Source organism: Acidobacteriota bacterium, assembly GCA_009691245.1.
Taxonomy (GTDB): Bacteria; Acidobacteriota; Terriglobia; order 2-12-FULL-54-10; family 2-12-FULL-54-10; genus SHUM01.
In genome coordinates this window covers 1-15863 of sequence record SHUM01000034.1, presented here as the reverse complement: position 1 = coordinate 15863, position 15863 = coordinate 1, and the positions used below count along the sequence as shown (strand labels likewise).

10 protein-coding genes are annotated in these 15863 nt (G+C 56.9%); 2 read left to right on the top strand and 8 right to left on the bottom strand.

The window, feature by feature from the left end:
- Position 1 precedes the first annotated feature (1 nt).
- Both EXQ56_09430 and EXQ56_09425 read left to right on the top strand, forming a co-directional pair.
- Complete coding sequence (locus EXQ56_09430) at positions 2-1513, top strand: hypothetical protein (GenBank protein MSO20665.1); 1512 nt, start codon at positions 2-4, stop codon at positions 1511-1513.
- A complete protein-coding gene (locus EXQ56_09425; protein ID MSO20664.1) occupies positions 1491-3035 on the top strand; it encodes a hypothetical protein in 1545 nt (514 codons plus the stop codon). Before EXQ56_09430 ends, EXQ56_09425 begins: the two co-directional genes overlap by 23 nt.
- Positions 3036-3057: 22 nt before the next feature.
- Here the strand turns inward: EXQ56_09425 and EXQ56_09420 are convergent, their stop codons facing one another.
- The 8 genes from EXQ56_09420 to EXQ56_09385 all read right to left on the bottom strand — a co-directional run bounded on the left by EXQ56_09420 (position 3058) and on the right by EXQ56_09385 (position 15766).
- Entirely contained in the window at positions 3058-4485 is a 1428-nt protein-coding gene (locus tag EXQ56_09420) for a hypothetical protein (protein MSO20663.1), read from the bottom strand.
- 39 nt (positions 4486-4524) lie between these two features.
- Positions 4525-5523: a cupin domain-containing protein gene (locus tag EXQ56_09415; protein MSO20662.1), complete on the bottom strand. Its 999-nt coding sequence runs from the start codon at positions 5521-5523 to the stop codon at positions 4525-4527.
- A 155-nt stretch (positions 5524-5678) separates the two neighbouring features.
- Positions 5679-8300 (bottom strand): hypothetical protein, encoded by a 2622-nt coding sequence (locus EXQ56_09410; protein ID MSO20661.1) that lies wholly within the window; start codon positions 8298-8300, stop codon positions 5679-5681.
- Positions 8301-8849, bottom strand: a complete 549-nt coding sequence (locus EXQ56_09405) for a carboxypeptidase regulatory-like domain-containing protein (GenBank protein MSO20660.1) — start codon at positions 8847-8849, stop codon at positions 8301-8303. It abuts the gene before it with no gap.
- A gap of 231 nt (positions 8850-9080) precedes the next feature.
- The gene (bla, locus tag EXQ56_09400; protein MSO20659.1) at positions 9081-10040 is read right to left on the bottom strand and encodes a subclass B3 metallo-beta-lactamase; all 960 of its coding nucleotides are present in this window, start codon (positions 10038-10040) and stop codon (positions 9081-9083) included.
- A gap of 18 nt (positions 10041-10058) precedes the next feature.
- Positions 10059-11552 (bottom strand): hypothetical protein, encoded by a 1494-nt coding sequence (locus EXQ56_09395; GenBank protein ID MSO20658.1) that lies wholly within the window; start codon positions 11550-11552, stop codon positions 10059-10061.
- Positions 11553-11591: 39 nt separating this feature from the next.
- On the bottom strand, positions 11592-14891 hold the full coding sequence (locus tag EXQ56_09390; GenBank protein MSO20657.1) for a TonB-dependent receptor: 3300 nt from the start codon (positions 14889-14891) through the stop codon (positions 11592-11594).
- Between the two features lie 407 nt (positions 14892-15298).
- A complete protein-coding gene (locus tag EXQ56_09385) occupies positions 15299-15766 on the bottom strand; it encodes a hypothetical protein (protein MSO20656.1) in 468 nt (155 codons plus the stop codon).
- Positions 15767-15863: the final 97 nt, after the last annotated feature.

Genomic DNA, 15863 nt, shown 5'->3' with positions numbered 1-15863 from the left:
GATGAAGACTTGTCAAATGTTCAAGGCGCTCACTGGGCAGCTCCTACGCAAGTGGTTCCCACTCGCCTTGGTCGTCCTGCTAGGCGTGGTGGTCCAGCGTGTTCACGCTGAAACGGTGGTCCATTTCACCGCCAGCGATGGTTGGAAATTGACTGGGACTCTGTATCTCCCCAAAGTTCCCACCAGCGCGCGCGTGCCCGCCGCCGTGCTGCTATCCGAACCCGCCTGGGAAGACCGCACTGTATACGGGACTTACCTCTCCGGGAAGCTGGCGGAGAATGGATACGCGGTGCTGACACTGGATTACCGCGGCACCGGCGCCAGCGTGGGGAAGAAAGAGTTCTTTGATTTCACGCGTGAGGAGCGCGACGCAATCATGCTGGACGTGCGCGCGGCGCTGGAATTTCTATCCGCTCGGCCCGAAGTTGACTCCAGCCGTCTTGCGTTGGTCGCGGCGAGTTGGAGCGCGGATTACGCGGTGAAGGCTACCGAGGAAAATCCTAATGTGCGGGCGCTGGTCCTGATCTCCGGCACCGCGAACGAGGCCAGCCGGGCGTACCTCCGTTCGGAGCGCAGCGTTCCTTTACTGGGCGTGGTCGGCAAAGATGACAAGGACAGTTTCTATACAGCGGCGGAAAACTACGCGCTTTCGCCCAACCCATCAAGCGACATTTTGATTGAAGTCGGCTACGGCGCGGGAATGTTTTCGCATACCAAAGGGCTTGAGGAACGAGTGGTCGCCTGGATGAATAAGAACCTGCCAGGCCTGGGTTCGGAGCGGGAAGTCTCGTTCAAATCATCCGATGGCTGGCAACTGCGCGGCAGAGTGCGGATTCCACAGGGAGCCTCCGATACAGCGAAGGCGTCGGGCGTGGTGATGGTTCACGGCGCACGGCATGATCTGCAGACCTATCAGCACCTGGCCGAGGAGTTGGCCAAGCAGGGCATTGCGAGTTTGCGTTTCGACTGGCGCGGCAAAGGCACGAGCATTGCGGAAGGTAAACCATCCTACAGCATCGATATGTCCGAGGAAGAAGAGAAAAAGATTTTTCTGGATGTGAAGGCCGCGATTGATGCGCTGGCTTCCGAGACGAGCGTGGATGCCAGGCGGATCGGCCTGATCGGCGCTACCGCGGGAACGGATCACGCTTTGCGCGCTGCCTCAGGAGATGACCGTATTCAGACCATGGTGTTGCTCACGTCTGCTGCTGCCCCCGAAGGAGAGGCACAGGATTTGCTGGTTAAGGCTGGCCGGCCGATTCTTGCCGTGGCCAGCACCGAAGATATTAACTACAACCGCGGCAGTCTCGCCGAGGAGACGCGCAAAACCTATTTACTTTCTACCAGCAGGGAAAGTGAATTGATTCTCTACGAAGATGCTGGACGCGGCTCGGAAATGTTCAAGTCCAAGCCCGAACTGCAAAGAATGGTGCTGCGCTGGTTCGTGGACAAGCTGAAGCCAGGTGCCACCGCAGGCGGAAAAGCGGGAGATGCCGTGGCGGCTTCGCGTTAGCGTCTGTCTCGATATGCAAAAAATTGTCTGCAATCATTTCAAGGTGCGCAGAATTGAATGGAGAAGACCGATCATGAGAACACTACTTAAGCGCATGGCGACGCCGTTACTATTACTAACTTTCATTCAATTTCACGTGGGTCTTCCACTGGCAGCAAATGCAAAGACGAAAGTTGTTTCGTTTAGCACTTCGGATGGCTGGAAGATCACCGGCAACCTGACACTGCCTGATCAACAATCCAGTGGTCCCATTCCCGCGGTAGTCATGTTGACTGAACCCGGGTGGGTCGATCGCTCCATCTATGCCACCTACCTTTCCGACGATTTTGCGAAGGCCGGAATAGCTGCTTTGAGCATTGATCTGCGGGGCAGCGGCAACAGTTTAGGCAAGGAGTTCCTAGAGGAATTTTCCGCCGAAGACAAGAAGGGCATCCAAACCGATCTGCGGGCCGCAATCAACTTTCTGTCAACACAACCGGAAATTGATCGCAATCGGATCGCCGCCGTGGGTGCTGGTGAGAGTTCTGAATATGCATTGCTGGAGGCTTCCACAAACCCCCAGATCCAGGCGCTCGTGTTGATCTCTGGAACGCTGAGCCGTCAGGCAAGAAACTATTTAAGTGCGGAGAACAGCATTCCTGTCTTAGGCGTGGTGGGAAAGGAAGACAAAGAGAGTTTCCGCGCGTTGGCACAGGCATACGCTGTTTCCTCGAACCGCTCCAGCGATTTCATCGTCGCGGTCGGACACGGCGCGGTCATGTTTTCACATACGCAGGGACTGGAAGAGCGAGTTGTTGACTGGGTGAAGAATAACCTGAAGAAGCTGGGGTCTGAGAAGGAAGTTTCGTTTCAGTCCGAAGACGGCTGGAAGCTGCATGGCTACCTGCGGCTTCCCGACGGGGCCACGGCCAGTGCCAAAGCGCCCGTGGTCGTTCTGGTGCACGGAGCCAAGCATGACCAGCAGACTTATTTCTTCATGGCGCGGGAGCTCGCCAAGCAGGGCCTGGCAACGCTCCGCTTCGATTGGCGCGGCAAAGGACGCAGTGTAGATCCAGCGAAAGATGCAGATCAGGAAAAAGTCTATTTGGATGTAAAGGCGGCGATCCAGTTTGCCGCCAGCCAGCCGGCGATAGACGGCAATCGCATTGGCGCGGTGGCCGCCACGCTTGCTTGCGTGAATACGCTGCAAGCCTCGCTGGGCGATGCGCGGGTCAAGACCGTCGTGTTGATGACCGCGCTCGAGACCAATCCCGAGGTGGAGCGTCTGCTCACCACCAGCGAGACGCCGATACTTTCCATTGCCAGCACGGAGGACAATAACTATCAGCGGGGAAATTTGTCGGGAACGACCCGGGCGATTTACAAACTCTCGAAGAGCAAGCAGAGTGAGTTCCTGCTCTACGACGACGCCGGTCGCGGCTCCGAGATGTTGAAAGTGAAACCCGAGCTGCAGCCCATGATCCTGCGCTGGCTCGGCGAGAAACTACAGGGAATTTTGCCCACTGCGGTCAGTCAGCGATAGATATGGACCTTGCGGCGTGCGGCTAGCGCGCGCTTAATGTTTCCTTGAGCCACTCGGCGATTCTGGGTTCGAGGTCGGGTTGACCTTGAAATATTTGCGAGCTGCGCGCCGCGCCGCCGAAGACAACGATCTGGCTATTGGGATTCTTTGAGCTGCGGATAATCTCGGTCATGGCCTGCACAGGGCCGCTGTCTCCCTTGCTGGCAATGGCGAAGACGGCCAGTTGCGGAGTTTCGGCGACGTATTTCTTGACACTGTCGTCGCCGTATCCGGAGATCAGCACCGCGGCTTTCACCCGCTTGTCTCCCACCACGGCCCTGCCGCTGTTGCGAGCGCCCAAGGTTGCGCCCACCACGCCGATACGATTTGGATCGACGCCTTTCTGCGCTGCCAGGAAATTGATAGCGCCCTGTACGTCCTGATAGACACGATCCTGCACTTCGAGCGGAAAATCAAAATAGATTCCCTTTTCACGGCTTCGGCCTCGACCGCGCCAGTCAATGTTGAAGACAGCCAGTCCCTGCTTGGCAACCATCAGTTCTAAATCCTGAAAAATGTAGCGATCCCGCGTGCCGGAGTGCACCATCACCACGCCGGGTACCTTGGAGCTTTCTGTTGCCCCATCCGGAATGCGCAGGCTGCCAAAAATCGTGAAACCATCGGTGCTTTGGAACGAGGCCTCCTGAACTTCACCCAAGCTCTTCAGCTTTCCGGCAAGCCAATTCGCGATGGTGTGATCGAGCGGCTCTTCTTTCGGATACTTGCCGCGAAACAATGAAAGCATGGTCGTGCCGATGCCCATTTCGCGCTGGACGAGAATATCTGTTTCCGGATTCTGCGAGAGATTGTAAGCCTCGGAAGTATCCCTAAATCCTTCCCGATCATCCGTACTCACAATACCAAGCAGGCCAACCTGCGGATTAGTCGCGATGTACTCTTTGGCCTTTGCTTCCAGGCGGGCCGAGAGCAACGCCATCACTCTGACGCGAGCGTCGCCCACGGCTCCCAGCACGCCATAATTCGCGCCCTCGGCTTCGCCCACGATGCCGATGCGCTTGCCATCGACGTTACTCTGAGCCGCCAGGAAGTCTATGGCGCCCTTAACGTCGAGATAAATCTTTGCGCGCTGTTCCGAGGTAAAGGAATGATATTCCAGGTCGCCAATACTTTTCCCGCGGCCCCGCCAGTCAATCCGCAACGCCACCACTCCCCGTTCCGCAAGAGAAATGGCCATGCCGGGATAGGAAGAGAGTCCAAAGACCTGCTGCTCATGTTCGGAAGAATGCAACATTACCACGCCCGGAACTCGCTTTATTCCGATGCCGTCTGGCACATGCAAGGTGCCGCTGATCTTCCAACCGTCTTCTGATTTTAAACTGACTTCGCGGACTTCCGCCTGCGCCGAGGGCACGGAACAGAATGCGAAAATAAGAATGGCCAGTCTTTTCATGATTCATCCTTCATGCTGATTGCCGCAGTTTTTCTTTCGCTATTTTTTGTCAGGAGCCCATCCACCCGGTTGCATCAGATAATCATCCGCCAGTCCGACGCCATGAAAATAGCCGGATGCTTTTACCTGCACTACACGGGCCGTCCCGCCGCTGCGCGCCCTGTGCAGATGATATTCATTGGCCTCGACAACGAACAGGTCACCGGCCTTCCAATTCAAGCGGCGCTCCGATTCGTCTTTGCGTTGCAACATGGCGAAGCCGTCCCCGCCCACAATAAAATATACCGTTTCCCAAACATGGCGATGCCCCGGCGAATTCTCTTCGGAGTTCAGATATTCCCGCACTTCCATCTCCATAATGTGATTCTGTGCCATGTCGCCTTCTGGCGTAATGGTGATCCCCAGAACCCCTTTGCGGCGCTCGTCCATCGCGCGACCGGGCAAATCCGGCAGCAGTTGGCCCACCTTCATGCGCACCGCATCGGCGCCCTCCTCCACATTGCCGAAGTACTCAGGTTTCTGAGCAACCGACTTTTCCCATCGCTCCTGAAAACTGTAGTCCACCGAAGTGAGCAGCGCTTCGCTCTTGAAGAGATTCTTGATTAGAGGGGCTGACGTAATCAGGAGTATGCGCGATGGCAGGGAGGTGGAAGTATTGAAATACTGATGCCAGGAATTGAGAGTTGGCGATAGATAGTCGCCCTCCTTCCAAATGTACTTTTCTTTCTTTCCGTTGGCTTGGTTCCAAATCGCCGTGTAACCCTGTCCGGAAATGATGTAAGCCATCTCCTCGGCGAGATGACGATGCAAAGCGAGCTGTCCGCCAGCGGGAATCTCCACGATGGTTACGTCCATCTGCTTGAGCCCCCCTTCACCGATCCGCGCGGCTGCGGCTCCCAGCGTTTTATCAAACTTCAGCGGATACTGCTTCATGTTGACAGTCTCGCTCGCCTGTTGCGCGTGGAGCCGGACTGAGGCTGATATGCATACAGCGATGCCTACGGCTAGCGCAGAAAATTTTTGCGAAATAAGACTCATGAAATTCCTCCATGCCAAAGGCTAGACCATTCTTACTGGTGGTGTAGATCAATCCGAGCCGCGACCGGGAGGGAGCGGTGCTGAATTAACGCCACTGTGTCCACTTGCAACCGCTCCCTCCCGGTCGCGGCTCGGATAGACCAACAGCAAATGGTCTAAAACGAATACCGCAAGCCGAATTGGATCTGGCGGGCTGTCGTTCTGGTAGAGGTAATCTGCCCCGCTGTACCGATCGGACCACCTGCCGTGGAGTATATGCTGGTTGTCGGTTCTCCAAAGTTCACGCGATTCAGGAGATTAAACAGCTCGGCGCGGAACTGCAGCCGCGACTGTTCCGAGAAAGAAATATTCTTGAAGATTGACGCATCCAAAGTTGCGTAGCCGGGAGCGACCATAGTGTTGCGACCCAAGTTCCCAAAGAATCCAAGCTGCGAAGGAGCGAATTGCGTTACATCGAAATAGCCATTTGGATCGCCAATCACCGGATTGGCATTGCCTCCGGGGATCAAGTCCGCGCGCAGGGCCTCCACGTTGCCGATGCGATTACGTTGAGCGACGCGATCATCAAACACGGTGAGAGGATATCCATCGGAAAGCGTCAGGATGCCATTCAACTGCCATCCTTTGGCGATCATTCCGGCTATGCCGGAGGTGTTGGCGGCAAAGGAGGGCTCGTAGGAGAAATTGGTCACCAGGCTGTTGCGGATATCAAACTGCGCCGGGCCGCGCGCTAGTTGCATATCCCATCCATAGATACCGCGCTGCGTTTGCGCGAGGTTATCACCGCTGTTGGTGAGGCCGGAGAACTGATCGATGGTCTTCGAGAAAGTGTACGCCAGTTGCACCTGGAATCCCCGGCTGAGCCGCTTGACCAAGCCGAAGGCGAGATCGTGGTGAAACGAATTCGCGTTCGGCGACTGAAGGCGAATATCATTGAAGCGTGGATTGATCAAGTTAGTTCCGGTGATCGCGGGCCAGAATTTCGGCCCCGCGGGATTTTCCGGCCAACCCTGCCAGCGATTGATATTGGTAACCGACTGCTGCCACAGGTGCAACGAGCGCGCTCCCGTATAACCCAGCGTGGCGATCAGGTCGCGGCTCAGTTCGCGTTGGATGGTGAAACTCCAGCGGTAAGTGGTCATGTTCTTCTGATTAAATTCCATGGTGCGAATGCTGGGTTGCGCGCGCAGCAATGCCTCCTGCGTGGTGTAGGCATTGGGGAAACGCAGGATGGTGCCCGCCGCGATGGCGTCGGTGTCGCGGGCATCGCCGAGCAAATTGAAGGGCGGCATGCTGCTGATGGAAGTCTGGATGTGGTAGAGCCCCGGAAATTCGTAGAAGATTGCCACGCCGCCGCGGAATGAAGTTTTGCGGTCCCACGGAGCCCAGGCAAAACCCACGCGCGGGCTAAAGCTCTTCAAGGTGGCGTTGGTGAAGAGCGGGCCTACGGTTACCTGGCTGTCATTGAAATTCACCAGTGAAGCCGACTCGCCGTCCAGCTCCTTGGGCACTGTGGCGAACTCGTAGCGCAGCCCCAGATTCAGCGTCAGCCCGGGCGTTACCGTGTAGTTGTCCTGCGCGTAAGCACCAAACACAATCTGCGCGAGGCGTTTGCGCGTGTCGTCTCCACCGGGCAGCAACGCCTGGAAGCGCGCCGGAGTTCCCGTTAGATAAGTCTCCAGTGTGTTGAACGTGTACGATCCGGCGAATCCTTGCCCGAAGATTTCATAGTCATAGCCATAACGCAGCAGCTCGGCGCCAAAGCGCATCGAATGGCTGCCGCGTGTCAGCGATACGCCGTCCTTGAGCGACAGACTTTTCTGGTTAAAACTTCTGCGCCCTTGCCGGTATCCGATGGTGGATAAATCACCGGCGATGATTTCGCCCAGGATTTCGCGAGCCGGAACAAAAAGAACTTTACTGAAATCCCGCGTCGTCAGTGGAATCGCTCCCTGTGGATCGTTGGCCGTGAAACCAAAACTAAATTCGTTCAGCACGGTTGGGGAAAAGAAGCTGGTGTGCCGGACGGACAGAATATGCTTGATTGAAGCAGCGCCGGCCGCTCCGACGTCTCCCAACAATCCGTAGGGAGAGCGATCGCTATCATCAAAATTGTAGGTTCCCGAGATCGTGCCGGCCTTTCCGGTGGACAGTTGATGATCCATGCGCACGGCGACAAAATCCTGACCCGTCGGCTGACTGCGCGGGCCGGCGATTTGAATCGTCCCATCGTTAAAGTTGCGCAAAATATTATTGCCCTGTCCCGGAACAGGATACAGTTCCAGGAATGGCGCCACGGACGGATTCACGCTGACAGTGCGGTTCGGAAGTATTCCCCGACGGGCTTCCGCCGAGGGAACACGTGCTGTGTCGGTGGAAGCTAATCGCTCCCGCAAGCCCTCATAGCTGGCGAAGAAAAATGTCCTGTCGCGCAGAACCGGCCCGCCCAGCGATCCACCGTACTGGTTTCTCTTGAACTCCGATTTCGGAATGCCGAAGGAGTTATTAAAAAAATTAGTTGCATCCACATTGTCATTGCGCAGGAATTCAAACAGCGACCCGTGAAACTCGTTCGTCCCGGATTTGGTTACGGCGCTCACAATCGCTCCAGCCGCGCTCTTATATTCGGCCGAGTAATTGTTGGTAATGACCAGAAACTCCTTTACCGTTTCCGCTCCGGCGTATCCGGAAGTAGCCCCTTGAGGATTCCCGGAATGATCGCCACTGATCACTCCATCGAGGAGGTACACATTCTGCGTTCCGCGCGAGCCGCCCACCTAAATTTTTTCGCCCATGCCGCCCTGAGGAGTGGATTCCCCAAACTGCGGGATGCGCAGGACTCCCGGCTGCAGGTAGGCAAGCTGCGTCAAGTCGCGATTATTCAGCGGAAGTTCTTCCACACGCTTTTCGTCCACCAGATTGGATACGGTGGCTGTCGTCGTCTCCACGTAGGCCGCTTCGCCGGTAACGGTGATGGATTGGGCTACTTCGCCAACCTGTAACGCCGTGTTCACTACCGCATGTCGTCCCACGGTCAGCTCGATCCCCGTGCGCACGCTGGTTTGGAAGCCGGTCATGCCCACGCCGACTTCATATCTCCCAATGGGAAGATTCGATGCTTCGTAACGTCCTTGCGCATTGGTCACAGTCGCTCTGGACATTCCAGTGTCGACGTTCTTGATGGTCACGGAGGCATCTGGCACGGAAGCCCCGCTTTGATCACTGACCGTTCCAGAGATTGTGCCTGTCGTAAGCTGCGTGAACGCCACGGAGGAGAACAGTAGCCAGATGGCGGACAACCCCACAAGGACTTTTACCCGACGCATAGATCCCTCCTGAACTTTTCATTTTGTATCGAACTGGCGAAATCGCCTAAGTGAGATTCATCTTCCAAGAAACGCTGTTAATCTCGCGAACTTACTCCAGAAAGTAAGGCTACATTCGAAGCCAAATTATACGCGCTACCAGTCCTTGTCAAGGAGATTCAGTATTCAGGTGTGCTCCCACATACCGGAGCATTTTTGAAATCACCAGACACAGAAAAGTAAAAACTGAGGCTATCGGGAACTGGTGCGTTCCGCTGCAATTTCAGCGAGGTACGCTTTTTCGGCGTTGGCCAGATAGGTCTTGTAGCCTGCGGGGTCCACCCACACTTGCGCGCCGCCGCCCTTCTCGGCACGCTCAATCTTCTCGGCCATGCTGAAGAAGCTGCCATGCGATGCCAGGAACACTTCCACCGGCAGGCTCTTCAGGAACTTCAACGATTTGGCGAAGTCCTCCGCCATGGCGGGATACTTGGGATTGTTCAGCAAGGTAACGCCCGTGTCGACGCCGATGCCGGAAAGCCCCACGCTGCACACGAACACCACGCTATACTTCCTGCCGTTTTCTTCCGCCGTAGTGGTCCATGTGGTGCAGCCCTTGGTGTGGCCCGGCGTCAGGTGCGCGGTGAGCGCATTGCCGCCCAGGCTGACAGTCTGGTTGTCCTTCAACGCTTCATCCACTTTCACGGGCCGCCACTGTTCCTTGCCGTCCTTGTTGCGATGGTCGCTGCGGCCGCCGCCGGAGATGGCAGGGACATCCTCGGCCATGGCGAAGACCTTGCCGCCGGTCAGTTCCTTGAATTGTGCCAGCCCCCCGACGTGATCGGTGTGCGCGTGCGCGTTGATGAGGTACTTGATGTCCTTGATGTTGAAGCCGAGGCTTTCAATGTTCTTGCGGATAAACGGCACGCCTGATTCATAAGTCATATCGAGCAGGATATGCCCCTGCGGCGAGGTGATGAGATACGAAGTGTTGTCGTTCAGGCCCACGTAATAGATGTTGCCGATGATGTGGAACGGCTTGATGGAATGCTTGCCCTCGGGCAACTCGGTGCGGGAATCCTGGGCGATGGCTCTGCCTGCTCCCGCGCAAAGGGAGGCCAGCAGAATGGCCAGGGCCATCATGGCGGAGGCGCCACAGCGCCACGTTGCAACTTTCTGATCCACTCGACTAGACATAAACTCTCCTCTCATTCGTTCGGCGAAATAGGTTTATTTCCCAGCCTTGGCCGCTGAGGGGGTTGCTCCGAGCTTGTCCAGAAACCAGCGCACCATCATGCCTTCAATCTCCGGTTTCTCCTTCACCATCTCCGAGCCGCGACCGGCGTCGTCATAAAGCAAAAATTGCGACCAGCGGTTCTTGCTGATGCGGTAGGCGTCGCGCGAGTTATCGGCGAGGTAAGGATGCTCGGGAGGTTCGCGCGTGGTGTTCAGGTCCTCCGTGCTGGCAATGTAGAAAATGGGGATATCACGCGTGGTGACGGCCTGCGTAACCGTGCCGGAAATGTTCTCGAGCGTCAATGCCACGATGGTCTTGATGCGCATGTCATCAATAGCGGCCTTGAAGACGGGCTGGTTTCCCGCCGTCGCTCCCACCACGCCGATGCGCCCGGCATCCACTTCCTTTTGCGCCGCGAGATAGTCGATGGCGGCCTTCAGATCAAGAGAGTCGTCGCCCAGCCCGCCGCCGGCGAACTGCGGCCGAGGTTCCGCGGGGTCGGTATTGCGCCCGCGCCGATCATAGATGATGCTGGCGATGCCGGCCTTGGCCAGCGTCTTGGTGAAATCGATGAAGGTATCCTGATCGTGATTGGCTCCATGCGAGAAGGCCACGGCGGAGACTCGCGCGCCGGCGGCGAGATCGTCCGGCACACGCAGGTGCCCGTGCAGCTTCCATCCGTCACTAGTCTTCAGAGTGATCTCCGAATCAATGCCCACAGCTTTGACATTGGCAACGAACCACTTTTCGACATCCACCCAGGAGCCGACCGTGCGGCTGAACATGCCCGTGCCGTGTCCGCTGTGCGTCTGCACAAACTTGCTGTCTTTGTGCGCGGAGAGAGAAAAGATATCCGCCATCACACGAAAGTCCTCTTTGTTGTCAGGGCCGGCCATGCAGTAGATGGGCAGATCAGGCCGCGTGCGGAGCACTTCGCGCCCGGTTTCTCCCAAGGTGGTGGAGACCAGCACGAGCGCTTGAATGGCGGGGTCATGGGCCGCTTCCAGAACGGCGTAATTTCCGCCGATGCCAACGGCGAGTATGCCGATGCGCTGCGGGTCTACCATCTTTTGCGAGGCAAGAAACTTGACGGCGCCGCGATAATCGAGCTGCAACCCGTCTTTCTCCTCAGGAGAATAGGTATAGAACTGTTTGCCATTGAGGCTCCTGCCGTTGCCGCGATGATCGGCGGTGAGCACGGCCATGCCATACTTCTCCGCCATCTCGCGCCCGGGCGCCTCCAGCGTGGTGCGGACAATCCAACCCGATTCGGCGAACATCACGATGCCGGGAACTCGCGGCCCGCCGGCCTTGGGCAGATGCAGCGTCCCCCAGATGGTTTTGCCGTCCTCGGTGGGGAAGGAGACCACGGCTTCGCTGCGACCGCTGGCCGCCTGCGAGTACAGGTTGCTGGTCCCGAAACAACAAATGATCGCCAGCCATGCGATGGTGCAGAGAATCTGTTTCCGACAGCGAAGTAAACTCATTTTTTTCTCCCTCATCTTTCTGACATGAATGCTCGCGCCTCAAAACGTCAGTCGCAACCCCAGTTGCAACTGTCGCGCGGAGGTAGTTGTTTTAGTAATAAGTCCAGAGCCCGCGATGTACCTGCGGTTGGTGGGATTCAGCACTGCCTCGCTGGGGCTGCCGAAGTTGGCGTGGTTGAATAGATTGAAGATATCGGCGCGAAATTCCAACTGAGTGGCTTCCCGCCCGCCCATCGGCAGCGACTTCTGCAGACTAAGATCGAAACTCAGCAGGCCGGGTCCCATCATGATGTTGCGTCCCGCATTGCCGTAGAATCCCAGCGGCGGCAGGAAAAACGCGCAGGGATCAAAGTACATATCCGGGGTTCCCAGCCGCGTGCCAGCGGGAATGGTAACCACGCCACCCGGTGCCGTGCAGCCGGCGGACGTGCCACTGACGATATCGTCATTGCTGCGGCCCGCAGCCAATTCTGGCCGCTGCCTTCCGTTCGACCGGTTCAGATCCGGCGCGTTGGTGCCGGACGATTGGGCGGAGAAGGGAATGCCCGACGCAGCGGAGAAGACATTGGAAATCTGCCAGCCGCCCAGCAGCAGCCGCATCCATCCTGAGTCGCGTAGTGACGGCACCGCGTAGATGCCGTTGACCACGAAGTTCTGCCCGACGTGCAGCGCGGAGAGGCCGCGGTCGGCCTTGGGGTTGGAGGGCTGCGAACTGCCGCCCTCACCGTAGTCGGTGGAGACCACGCCGCTAGTGGAATCATCAATGGTCTTCGACCAGGTGTAGGAAGTTTGAAACTGGAAGCCCTGGCTGAAGCGTTTCTTCAGCTCCACATGAAGTCCATTGTAGAAGGACTGCGCGTCCGAGTAGTTCATCGCGCAGCGGCCCGCGATGGGGTTCGGCCTGGGAGTACCGGCGACAATGAAAGTCCGGCCGTCCCGGATGATAGGCTCGATGGTGTTGCAGGAATCCAGCCGCCACAGGTGAATGGCTCTTCCCCCGACATAGCCCAAGCCCAGGAACAGACCGCTCATCAGCTCGCGTTCCGCGCTGAGGTTGAACTTGATCTCATAAGGAGATTTCGCCTGATACTCGGGCAACTGGATGAACGAATTTTCAGTCAGCCGCGTCGTTTGCAGCGTGGGGCCGACTCGGGCCACGTCGGCCACAACGGTGGTCAATCCGCCCTGCGGCGCCAGAAGCTGCGCGAAGAACGGCTGATTGCGGAACGATTGTGTGCGGTAGTGAGGCCCGGTGATAGGCTCGAAGAACATTCCCAGCCCGCCGCGAAGTGAGGTCTTGCCGTTGCCCTGCACATCCCAGGCGAAGCCCGCGCGCGGCGAGAAGTTCTTGGTGGAGAAATTCTCGAAGAACGGGATATCCGTCTCGTAACGCGTCGCCGTGCGCCAGTCGCGGATGGTGGCCAGTCGCCCCCACTTCTCCGTGGGAACGGTGTAGGGATCGTAGCGAATGCCAAGATTCAGCGTCAGATTCGAGCGCACGCGCCAGTCATCCTGCAAATAGACGCCGAAATAGCGCTGCCGTAGCGTGCGCGTGGCGCTGCTTCCGGGGATGCCCACGGTGATGGTCTGCATGGTGCGGTCGAGCAGAAAATCCTGCAGGTTGGCCCAGCCAAACGACCCGTAGGCGCGGTTGCCGCCGTCGTAGTTCATCCCCAATTTTTGGAAATCAAATCCAATCTTCATCGAGTGGCTGGAACGGGAGTAAACCATGTCTTCTGAAATTTGATAGAGGTTATGAGCATTGTGAATCGGGTCATCCTGTGGGCCAATCCCGGTGCCGCCGGTAAACGAAATGGAGGAGGGCAGCTCAGGGCTCAGAAGGTAGGTGGCGGCGGGGAAGGTGGCGATCAGATTCTGCTCCGTCTTATTCACGGAGCGATTGTACGCCAGCCGCGTAGTGGCCAGGAACTGCGATGTGAAGACGCGCTGATACTGAATGGTGGTGTAGCGAGTGCGCGTGAAGATGGCCCCGTTGGTGACGGGTATGAGATCCGGGCTGACGCGCGTTCCATTGTCAAAGGTGAAGCGGAAAAACAGATTTTGATTTTCATCCAGACGATGATCCGCTCGTCCGATGAAATAATTTTCATTGGTAACCACGGAGGCGGGGCTGATCAATAGCGCGATGCCGCCGCCGAGAGCGGTGCTGTTGGGAAGCGGGTACGTATCCAGAAACGGACGGATGGCCGGCGCTACGGCAATGGGCGCGGTCAATTCCGGCAAAATACCTTGACGCGCATTCTGATCGGGGACATTTGCTGTTCTCGTTTGACCCAATCGCTCGCGCAGGCCTTCGTAATTGCCGAAGAAAAAGGTTTGGTCCTTTTTCACCGGCCCGCCGATCGAACCGCCAAATTGATTGCGTTTGAATTCAGGAGGATTGCTGCGCACCAGCGGGTTGGCTGGGTCGCGATCGAAGAAATTCCGCGCATCAAAATTATCATTGCGGTGGTAGGCGTAAAGCGAGCCATGAAAAACATTCGTTCCCGACTTGCTGACCATGTTGATGACGCCGCCGCTGGTGCCGCCGAACTCAGCGCTCAAATTGCTGGTGAGTACCTGGAATTCGCGCACGGCATCCACGCCCAGCACCAGTCCCGAAGCGCTGCCCGGCACGCCAAAGATCGATGCTCCTTTGATGTTGGTGCCGTCCAGGAACCACGCAGTCTGGTCCACGCGTGAACCCGCCATGGAGATGCGCGTACCGTAGCCTTTGGTGCCCACGTCATCGGTCTTGCGCGCCAGGACCACTCCGGGCTGGACCAGGGCCAGCTTGGTAAAGTCGCGGCCATTGAGCGGCAACTCCTCAATGCGTTTTTCTTCCACCACGCCCGCTACAGCGCTGCCGGTGGTGTTCACCAGTGGGGCTTCTTCGGTAACGGTCACTTGTTCCGTAACGCCACCGACGCGCATCTGCAACGGCAGGCTGGCATCTTGTCCAATCGACAAGGTGATGCCGTTGCGGACCAGCGTGTCGAAACCGGCCAGCGTCGCGCGCAGTTGGTAAGGACCCGGCGGCAATTGGGGTACCACGAAGCGACCTTGACTATCCGACGTAACCACGCGGGAGATGCCCGTCTCCTGGTTGGTTACGGAAATTTGCGCTCCAGGCAATACCGCGCTGGATTCATCGGTCAACTGTCCGGAGAGCCGTGCCGTCGTCGCCTGTCCGAAGGCGATGCCGGCGAGGAACGGAAGCAGTATCAGCAAAATCTGGAGCAGGCGGACTACGCCGAAACCCCTGCGTGCCGACGAACATCCGAGTGCCGCCGCGTTCCTTGGTAGAACTACTGCTCGCGCAACGGTATTGGAGAACATATCTGCCACCTCTTTTCCCAATCAAAATGATCTACCAATCAAACCTGTTGCCGGCGTCAGTCAGGACGCAGACCTATCGCAGCACAAGCGATGAAGATTCCGAGTCAGTGTTAAGGAGCGCAAAACGGCATCCGCTGTAGCTTGCACCAGCGGTGTCCGAGTTCTATTAATCTATACGGAAATTGCATAATGGTCTTCCGATAGTGGCTAGTATATACCTTTGGTCCAAAGTGAGAACAAAATTTTCAGAACAGATGCAGAAGCATCCTAGGAATCAAGAATCCCCAGCTAATAAATAGGCCAGGGTGGAATATCTAATACTGATGTTGAGGGTTTCAAGCCGCCTTTCGGAGACTTTTCTATAGATGTCCAATTCGAAGTGCATGAAAACTGGAATGCAATCATTCTCAGAAAGAAATTTTCGCGCTCAGCATCGCAGCGCGGTTTCCTGGATCAGAGGTATTGGACCCGAACGCGGGGCTGTTGATACTAGCCACTGGATTGCCGAAATTGCGATGATTCCAGATGTTGATTATATCTCCACGCAAAAGAATCCGAAGGTGTTCGGATACTTCGAGAGTTTTCGCGAAATTCACATTCCAGTTTGCAAAGGATGGACCGCGAAATGTGTTGCGTCCAAGACTTCCTCCGTCTGGCATTGAATTGGCCAGCGGGCCGCCGCTCACATTCCTTGGTGTAAAGAAAATATCTCCTGCTCGGAAGGTTCTCAAATTGCCTTCCACGGGATCCGGTTCAAGAATTCCTCCGGGAATGAGGTCCGGGCGCCAAGCAACGGGGATTCCCGATCCACCGCTGTCAACGCCTGTGACCTGCCCGGCGATTTCGATACCAGCCGAAGTGAGAGAGAATCTCATGAGGGAGGTATTTGAATATGCCGATGCAGAGGTACAAACCAGAGCAGATCGTAACGGTGTTGCGGCAGGTTGAAGTGGCGGTGGCCAGCGGGAAGAC